Source organism: Bergeriella denitrificans NBRC 102155, from assembly GCF_001592185.1.
Lineage (GTDB): Bacteria > Pseudomonadota > Gammaproteobacteria > Burkholderiales > Neisseriaceae > Neisseria > Neisseria denitrificans.
Genome location: NZ_BCWL01000171.1, coordinates 1 through 4,749, shown reverse-complemented (window position 1 = coordinate 4,749; position 4,749 = coordinate 1). Strand labels below are relative to the sequence as shown.

Sequence of the window (4,749 nt, the reverse complement as noted above, 5' to 3'; positions counted from 1 at the left end):
TTATCAAGAACCATGCGGCTTTGCCGTGCCTTGCGGCATTCTTGACAACCCATAAAATCTGCTAATTTGGTCTACATCCGGAAAGTGAAAAGTGTAAACAACGCTGGAATTTCTTACACACGTCTGAAAAACCCGATTTTTTCAGACGGCCTACTGCTTACCCCGCCCCCAATCAATGCGATAGTCGAAGGGTTACTTCTGCTAAGGCGTTGGCTCACGCTCTTGTAAGTAAAGCGCAGCCGCCGCTGTAGATTTTTTCTTGGAATTCACTATAAAATCCAACCTTTCCCGTTTACAGCCAGAGGAGCCGATATGACCCGCCCCGCCATCGAACACGTTCAAGCCGTTGCCTTTGATTTAGACGGCACGCTCTGCGATTCCATTCCCGACTTGGCCGCCGCCGCCGCCGCCATGCGCGAACATCTCGGCCTGCAGCCCCTGCCCGAAAAAGTTGTCGAAAGCTACGTCGGCGACGGCATCGGCACCCTCGTACACCGCGTCATCACCAACGAACGCGACACCCTTGCCGACGAAGCCCTGTGGGAAAAAGGCTTTGTCTTCTTCATGCAATACTACCGCGCGCATTTGAGCGACTTCACCCGCCCCTATCCCGAAACCGAAGCCGGCTTAGGCCTGCTCAAAAGCCTGGGCATCCCGCTGGTTGTCATCACCAACAAAACCGAAATCCTCGCCGTCGAATTATTGAAACAGCTCGGCCTGGCCGACTACTTCAGCCTGATTCTCGGCGGCGACAGCCTGCCCGAGAAAAAACCCAGCCCCCTGCCGCTGGTGCACGCCGCCGAAGTATTGGGCATAGACCACGCCAATATGCTGATGGTGGGCGACTCCAAAAACGACATTCTCGCCGCCAAAGCCGCCGGCTGCCTGAGCGTGGGCGTCACCTTCGGCTACGGCGACATGACCCTGCTCTCGCAAGATCAAGCCACCAAACCGGATTGGCTGATCGGCAAGCTGCCGGAAATTTACGAAAACCTGCAGCCGCAAAAAGCGCAAGACGAAAACTAAACGCCCCAAACTAAAAAAGCCGTCTGAAAAAATGCCCTGCTCCGCTTAATGGCGCAAGGCATTTTTCAGACGGCTTTTTCCATGCCCATGCTACCGCCTTTTCATGCTATATTTGCCGCATTCTTTTTCTATATCTTTTATCATGAGCAAGCATATTTTACTGGGCGTCAGCGGCGGCATTGCGGCATATAAATCCTGCGAACTGGTGCGCCTGCTGAAAAAGCAGGGGCATGAGGTAACCGTTGCCATGAGCCGCGCGGCAGCAGAATTTGTGTCGCCGCTGACGTTTCAGGCTTTGAGCGGCAATCCGGTTTTGACCGATACCCACGACGGGCTGGGCGGCGGCAACGGTATGGCGCATATCAATCTCACCCGCGCGGCCGATGTTTTTCTGATTGCGCCCGCCAGCGCCAATACGCTGGCCAAAATCGCCAACGGCATTGCCGACAATCTGCTCACCAATCTGGCGGCGGCGCGCAAATGCCCGCTGGCAGTCGCGCCTGCCATGAATGTGGAAATGTGGCACAACCCGGCCAATCTGCGCAATATCGAACGCCTGATTGCAGACGGCATTACCGTGTTCCAGCCGGCCAGCGGCGAGCAGGCCTGCGGGGAAACCGGAATCGGGCGGATGCCGGAGGCGGCTGAGTTGGCCGATTTGCTGCCCGACGTATGGTCGCCCAAGCCTTTACGCGGCAAAAAAATCCTGCTGACTGCGGGTGCGACTTTTGAAGCCATCGATCCGGTGCGCGGTATCACCAATATTTCCAGCGGTCAGATGGGCATGGCGCTGGCGCGTGCCTGCCGTGCTGCGGGCGCGGAAGTGACGCTGATATACGGCCAAATTCAGACGGCTTTGCCGCCCGGCCTGGTGCACACGGAGCAGGCGGTCAGCGCGGAAGCCATGTATCGCGCGGTACACCGGCATATCGCAGCGCAAGACGTGTTTATCGCCGTAGCTGCGGTGGCCGATTACAAGGTGAAAAACAGCAGCAGCCGAAAATTGAAAAAAGACGGAACAGGGCAGCCGCCGCAGATTGAACTGGCGGAAAACCCCGATATTCTGGCATCCGTCGCCGCCCTGCCGCAGCCGCCTTTCTGCGTGGGCTTTGCCGCCGAAAGCGACAACGTGCTGGAATACGCCCGCGCCAAGCGTTTGAAAAAAAACATCCCGATGCTGGTCGCCAATCAGGTATCGCTGGCAATGGGCAAACCCACCAATCAGATTACGATTATCGACGCGCAGCAGGAAACCGCGTTTCCCGAAAGCAGCAAGCCGCAGGCCGCCGCACAAATCGTTGCCCGCCTGGCCGAGCTGCTTGGCGCGTAAACATCGGGCGCACCATCCGGTCGGTCTGTTGCAATAGGTTCAACGGCTGCCGGCCGGTTTGCATGACAACTGTAGTGCTAATCCCTTCGAGGCAGATACCTGCATCCAAAAAAAAGCCGTCTGAAAAACGGCTTTTTTATAGCACGGCGCATTTCGGCAGCAAACAGGCGGCTCAAGCGTTTGCGGACGGCGTTTCGGTTTGGAAGCCGCTTTGTTCACGGTTTTATCCGCCCCATGCCGTCTGAAAACAGGCAGCATGGCTGCGGCATTTGCCCCTGCTTGTAAATTTGTGTTAGATTACAGCTTCAAATTTTTCTTTTTTCTTTAAATAACAAGCCGCGCCTGTATGCGGCTGAAACGGAGCACAGGCATGAATGCCGTTGTAATTGCAGTAGTCATAATGCTGGCCTTGTCGCTGGCGCGGGTACACGTGGTACTCAGTTTGGTTATCGGCGCGTTTGTCGGCGGCCTGATTGCGGGTATGCCGCTGGCGGATGTGGCCGCAGCGGGTGGCGCACCGGCGCAGGAGGGCATCATCACCGTCTTCCAAAACGGCTTGGCCGGCGGCGCGAAAATCGCCCTTTCCTACGCCATGCTCGGCGCATTCGCCATGGCCATCACCCACTCCGGCCTGCCGCAGCAGCTGGCGGGTTCGGTGGTACGCAAGCTCAATAAAGGCGGCGTATCCGACCATGTCAACAGCGGCATCGGCTCGGTCAAATGGGGCTTGCTGCTGGTGATTTTAGTGATGGGCATCATGAGCCAAAATGTCGTGCCCATCCATATCGCCTTTATTCCGATGATTATTCCGCCGCTGCTGCTGGTATTCAACCGCCTGCAGGTGGACCGCCGCCTGATTGCCTGCGTGATTACCTTCGGCCTGGTGACCACTTATATGTATCTGCCCTACGGCTTCGGCGCGATTTTCCTGCATGAAATTCTACTGAGCAATATTCAGTCGGCCGGTATGGATACGCAGAATATCAATGTGATGCAGGCAATGGGCATTCCCGCGCTGGGCATGGTGGCCGGCCTGATTTTGGCGTTTTTCCACTACCGCAAACCGCGCATTTACAGCAACAACCAAATCGACACCGAGAGCAATCAGGCTTCCGAAGCGCAGCCGCAGCCCTCTTCCTACCGTAGCCTGGTGGCCGCCGTTGCTATTGCCGTCTGCTTTGCCATTCAACTAATTTACAATGATGCGCTGCTGCTGGGCGCGATGCTCGGTTTTGCCGTGTTCATGACTTTGGGCGTGGTGAAACGCAGCGAAGCCAACGACGTATTCGGCGCCGGCATCCGCATGATGGCGATGGTCGGCTTTATCATGATTGCCGCACAGGGTTTCGCCGCAGTGATGAAAGCCACCGGCGACATCCAGCCGCTGGTCGAAGGCAGCATGGCCATCTTCGGCGGCAGCAAAGGCATGGCGGCGTTTGCCATGCTGCTGGTCGGCCTGCTGGTGACCATGGGCATCGGCTCGTCGTTCTCCACCCTGCCGATTATCACCGCCATTTATGTACCTTTGTGTATCGCACTGGGCTTCTCCCCGCTGGCAACCGTCGCCATTATCGGCACGGCAGGCGCATTGGGTGATGCCGGTTCGCCCGCCTCCGACTCCACGCTCGGCCCGACCATGGGTCTGAACGCCGACGGGCAGCACGACCATATTTACGATTCCGTGATTCCGACCTTTATCCACTACAACCTCCCGCTGATGGCATCCGGCTGGATTGCCGCCATGGTGCTGTAATGGAAGACTTGGAAAACCGCATCACCGAGCTGGAAATTCAGACGGCTCTGCAGGCCGATTTAATCGACAGCCTGAGCAGCACGTTGGCCAAAATGCAGCAGGAATTGGATTTGCAGCAAGGCCAGCTGCGTCTGCTCTACCAGCGCATCAACGACAAAGGCTCGCAAGGCGGCGCAGAGCCCTACAGCCTGCGCGATGAAATTCCGCCGCATTATTAATCGTGATTGATACACCAAAGCCGTCTGAAATTCAGACGGCTTTTTGCTGCTTCTTATCGTTAAATTCCTAAAAAACAAACATGCCGGATTTGGAACGAATGCATCTATATTTGATTTGAGGAAAAGCAAAATCTTCAAATGCCGTCATTAGCTACGCAAGTCCGCTGCGCTCCCCCTGCCGCAAACACCGCTTGAAGCTGCCCAAGCAACCGGTTTACCGCAACAATAAATTCACCTTAAAAACATTATCTTGCAAAACAATTCCGCTTTTCCGCCAAACAATGCTTGCATCGCAGCTTAAATTTTGGTTTAATAGCCGCTTCACAGTTTTGTGACGACACGGGTGATTAGCTCAGTTGGTAGAGCGTCTGCCTTACAAGCAGAATGTCGGCGGTTCGACTCCGTCATCACCCACCAAGTTT

The 4,749-nt window shown here is 55.9% G+C and carries 4 protein-coding genes and 1 tRNA gene; all 5 read left to right on the top strand.

The annotated features are described in order from the left end of the window. Positions 1-312 precede the first annotated feature (312 nt). Positions 313-1,026, top strand: coding sequence for a phosphoglycolate phosphatase (locus tag BDE01S_RS08485; RefSeq protein WP_066080164.1), 714 nt, complete (start codon positions 313-315; stop codon positions 1,024-1,026). A gap of 142 nt (positions 1,027-1,168) precedes the next feature. Continuing rightward, complete coding sequence (gene coaBC, locus BDE01S_RS08480; protein WP_066080167.1) at positions 1,169-2,356, top strand: bifunctional phosphopantothenoylcysteine decarboxylase/phosphopantothenate--cysteine ligase CoaBC; 1,188 nt, start codon at positions 1,169-1,171, stop codon at positions 2,354-2,356. Positions 2,357-2,726: 370 nt separating this feature from the next. Next, positions 2,727-4,109, top strand: coding sequence for a Na+/H+ antiporter family protein (locus BDE01S_RS08475; protein ID WP_066080161.1), 1,383 nt, complete (start codon positions 2,727-2,729; stop codon positions 4,107-4,109). Next, positions 4,109-4,327, top strand: coding sequence for a SlyX family protein (locus BDE01S_RS08470; RefSeq protein ID WP_066080158.1), 219 nt, complete (start codon positions 4,109-4,111; stop codon positions 4,325-4,327). The genes BDE01S_RS08475 and BDE01S_RS08470 overlap by 1 nt, the downstream gene beginning before the upstream one ends. 341 nt (positions 4,328-4,668) lie before the next feature. Next, positions 4,669-4,744 (top strand) — tRNA-Val (locus tag BDE01S_RS08465). Positions 4,745-4,749: the final 5 nt, after the last annotated feature.

Excerpts from the sequence above, each read along its gene's own strand:
- BDE01S_RS08485 (WP_066080164.1), top strand. The coding sequence starts at position 313 with ATGACCCGCCCCGCCATCGAACACGTTCAAGCCGTTGCCTTTGATTTA.
- coaBC (WP_066080167.1), top strand. The coding sequence starts at position 1,169 with ATGAGCAAGCATATTTTACTGGGCGTCAGCGGCGGCATTGCGGCATAT.
- BDE01S_RS08470 (WP_066080158.1), top strand. The coding sequence starts at position 4,109 with ATGGAAGACTTGGAAAACCGCATCACCGAGCTGGAAATTCAGACGGCT.
- BDE01S_RS08475 (WP_066080161.1), top strand. The coding sequence starts at position 2,727 with ATGAATGCCGTTGTAATTGCAGTAGTCATAATGCTGGCCTTGTCGCTG.